This is a genomic window from Dietzia sp. SLG310A2-38A2 (genome assembly GCF_014145095.1).
In the GTDB taxonomy this organism is placed as follows: domain Bacteria; phylum Actinomycetota; class Actinomycetes; order Mycobacteriales; family Mycobacteriaceae; genus Dietzia.
The window spans coordinates 1-3,619 of the sequence record NZ_JAALDX010000286.1; the positions used below are offsets into that span (position 1 = coordinate 1).

At 70.5% G+C, this 3,619-nt stretch carries 3 protein-coding genes; 1 reads left to right on the forward strand and 2 read right to left on the reverse strand.

What is annotated here, in order from left to right; translation table 11 throughout:
- Positions 1-73: 73 nt before the first annotated feature.
- Both lpdA and G6027_RS10575 read right to left on the reverse strand, forming a co-directional pair.
- Positions 74-1,468 (reverse strand): dihydrolipoyl dehydrogenase, encoded by a 1,395-nt coding sequence (gene lpdA / locus G6027_RS10570; protein ID WP_179523433.1) that lies wholly within the window; start codon positions 1,466-1,468, stop codon positions 74-76.
- A gap of 123 nt (positions 1,469-1,591) precedes the next feature.
- The gene (locus G6027_RS10575) at positions 1,592-1,747 is read right to left on the reverse strand and encodes a hypothetical protein (protein ID WP_182637143.1); all 156 of its coding nucleotides are present in this window, start codon (positions 1,745-1,747) and stop codon (positions 1,592-1,594) included.
- 167 nt (positions 1,748-1,914) lie between these two features.
- On the opposite strand from G6027_RS10575, the gene G6027_RS10580 reads away from it, so the two are divergent.
- Positions 1,915-3,619 (forward strand): prolyl oligopeptidase family serine peptidase (locus tag G6027_RS10580; RefSeq protein ID WP_241727027.1); only part of this gene is annotated, 1,705 nt, incomplete at its 3' end.

Here is a 3,619-nt window from a genome sequence, read left to right on the forward strand (position 1 = left end):
GCCCTGTGAGGCCCCGGCCCGTGAGGGCGGCCCGGTGAGGGCGGCCCGGGAGCCCGGGCCGGGCCGGCGCCCCCTACAGGTTGATCATGTGGCCGCTGACGCCCTCGACGGCCTCCTTCATGGCCTCCGACAGGGTCGGGTGGGTGTGCACGTTGCGTGCCACGTCCTCGGCGGTGAGGTCCCACATCTGCGCCAGGGTCAGCTCGGGCAGCAGCTCGGAGACGTCGGGGCCGATGAGGTGGGCACCGAGCAGTTCGCCGTGCGTCCCGTCGGCCACGACCTTGACGAACCCGACCGCGTGGCCGAGCCCGTGCGCCTTGCCGTTGGCGGAGAAGGGGAACTTGCCCACCTTGACGTCGTAACCCTCGTCTCGGGCCTGGGCCTCGGTCAGCCCGAACGAGGCCACCTGCGGCTGGCAGAACGTGGCGCGCGGCATCATCCGGTAGTCGCCCAGCGTCTGCGTCTGGGCACCTGCCATGGTCTCGGCCGCCACGACTCCCTGCGCCTCGGCCACGTGGGCCAGCTGCAGCTTCGCGGTGACGTCCCCGAGGGCGTAGATGCCCTTGACGTTGGTCCGCATGTTGTCGTCGATGGCGATGGCGCCGCGGTCGGTGAGCTCGACGCCGGTCTTGTCCAGGCCGTAGCCCTCGACCCGGGGCGCGAACCCCACGGCCATCAGCACCTTGTCCACGGTCAGGGTCTGGGACTTGCCCTCCTCACCGTTCTTCTCGACCTCCACCTCCACCGAGTCGCCGTTGTCGGTGACCTTGGTGGTCTTGTGTCCGGTCAGGACCTTCACACCGAGCTTCTTGTAGTGCTTGGCGATCTCCTTGGAGACCTCCTCGTCCTCGTTCGGCAGGAGACGGTCCATGAACTCGACGATCGTCACCTCGACGCCGTAGTTGGACATGACGTAGGCGAACTCCATGCCGATGGCCCCGGCGCCGACGATCACGACGGAGTCCGGCAACTCGCGGGAGAGGATCTGGTCCTCGTAGTCCACCACGTTCTCGCTCAGCTCGATCCCGGGCAACGTCTTGACCACGGAACCGGTGGCGATGATGCAGTTGTCGAACGTGTACGAGGTGCCGTCGACCTCGATCGTCTTGTCATCGGTGAAGGTACCGAAGCCGTCGATCTCGGTGATCTTGTTCTTCTTCATGAGGAAGTGGACACCCTTGACGATGTTGTCCGAGACCTTGCGGCTCCGGTCGTGGGCCACCCCGTAGTCGAAGGAGACGTCTCCGGAGATCCCGAACGTCTTGGCGTCACGCAGCACCGTGTTGGCCAGCTCGGCGTTGCGCAGCAGCGCCTTCGAGGGGATGCACCCGACGTTGAGGCACACACCGCCCCAGTACTTCTCCTCGATCACGGCCACCTTGAGGCCGAGCTGCGAGGCGCGGATCGCGGCGACGTAGCCACCGGGGCCCGCGCCGAGGACGATGAGGTCGTAATGAGTGTCAGCCACGACACACAGGGTAGCGCTCCCGACGGCCTCCGAGCGGCGGAGCGGCGCGGAACCCCACCCGAAATGAGCGTCGCCGCCTCCTCCCGGGGGGAGGGGCGGCGACGGTGCCCGACTGGGGTGCGCTCAGGACAGGTTGCCCAGGACCGACTTGAGAGCCGAGGCGACGATGTCGCCGATGGTCTCGGCGATCATGTCGGTGATGTTGCCGGTGGCGCTGCCGCCGCTGAGCGAACCGGACTCGCCGGAACCGGTGCTGAGGATGTCGGTGAGGGAATCCATTGTGTATCTCCGTTTATCGAGTGCATTCCCGAAGACTTCGAGAATGGCCGGGTCAGGCGACCCCTGCATGGCGTTGATGGTACTGATGCTACGCCCCGGTAACAAGAGCCTGTGGATTTCTTACACCGGTTCAGTTGCCGACGGGCCGCACACGGCATCATCGGGGCATGAACTCATCCGCGTCGCCCGACCCGTTCCTGCATCTCGAGGACGTCGACTCCGCCGGCGCCCTCGAGTGGGTCCGGGAACGGAGCGACCGGACCGCGGCGGAGCTCGCCTCCGGGCCGGAGGCCGAGACCGCGTACGCCCGGGCCCTGGAGATCCTCGACGCCTCGGACCGCATCGCCTGGCCGGTCCTGCGCGGCAGCCACGCCTACACCCTCTGGCGGGACGCCGACCATCCCCGTGGCCTGTGGCGACGGGTGCCGTGGTCCGTGCTCTCGCGTGGCGCCCCGGGAGTCGACCACCCGGCCTGGGAGACCCTGGTGGACGTGGACGCCCTGGCCGCCGAGGAGGGGGTCAACTGGGTCTACTCGGGCACGGTGGTCCGGCGCCCCGCGGACGACAGGGCGCTCATCCGCCTGTCCCGCGGGGGCGCGGACGCGGTGGAGGTCCGGGAGTTCGACCTGACCGCCCGCCGCTTCGTCCCGGGGTCCGAGGGCGGGTTCCGGCTGTCCGAGGCCAAGAGCTCGGCGTCCTGGGTGGACCGGGACACCCTGCTGCTGTCCTCGCCGCTGGACGCCGACGGCTCGGACGCCACCGATTCCGGGTACCCCCGCCTGGCGAGGCTGTGGCGTCGCGGGACCGACCCGCTCAGCACACCGGTGATCTTCTCCGGGCGGTCGGAGGACGTGGCGGTGGGCGCCGCGTACGACCTCACCTCGGGCCGGTACACGGCCAGTCGCGCCCCCGACTTCCACACCTCCGAGGAGTGGTTCTGGTCCCCGGGGGTCGACCCCGCGACCACCGCGCCCCACCGGTTGCCGGTCCCCGAGGACTGCCGGGTGGATTCGTGCGGGGACTGGCTGCTGCTGCGCCCGCGCACCGACCTCGAGGTCGCCGGCCGGACCCACGCCGGCGGTTCGATCCTGGTGCTGCCGTGGGCCGCGATCGACGCCGACCCCGCGCGGCTGCCCGAGCCCGTCGTCCTGTTCTCCCCCACCCCCTCCACCACGGTCGAGGACGTGACCTGGGGCCGGGGGCGGATCCTGCTGACGATCCTCGACGACACCGAGTCCCGGCTCGAGGCGTACGCGATCCCCGACTTCGCGGACGGGGCCTGGGAGTCCCGTCCCGTCGAGGGACTGCCGGACCACGTGTCGGTGGACGTGCTGTCCTGCGACCGTCTGTCCGGTCGGGGCGGGTCTCAGGGCGGGGTGGACGACGACGAGAGCCCCCACCCCGACGACGCCGTCCTCGCTGTGTCCGGTCCGGTCGTCCCGCCCTCGCTGGTGCTGCTGCGCGCGGACGGCTCCACCACGACGCTCGGGTCCACCCCCGACCGTTTCGACACCACCGGCATCGAGGTCACCCGGCACACGGCGGTCAGCGACGACGGCACCCGCGTGCCCTACACCGTGATGCGTGGCCCCGGCCCCGACGGGCCCAGGCCCACCATCCTCTACGGCTACGGCGGCTTCGAGGTGTCCATGCGGCCGTCGTACGCGGCGCTGCGGGGGGCGCTCTGGCTCACCGGTGGCGGCGTCTACGTGGTCGCGGGGATCCGCGGTGGGGGCGAGTACGGGCCCTCATGGCACAAGTCCGCCGTCCGCGAGAACCGCCCCCGCGCGTTCGAGGACTTCGCGGCCGTCGCCCGGGCCCTCGTCGCCACGGGGGTCACCACCCGCGACCAGCTGGGCGCGACCGGCGGGA

Excerpts from the sequence above, each read along its gene's own strand:
- G6027_RS10575 (WP_182637143.1), bottom strand. The coding sequence starts at position 1,747 with ATGGATTCCCTCACCGACATCCTCAGCACCGGTTCCGGCGAGTCCGGT.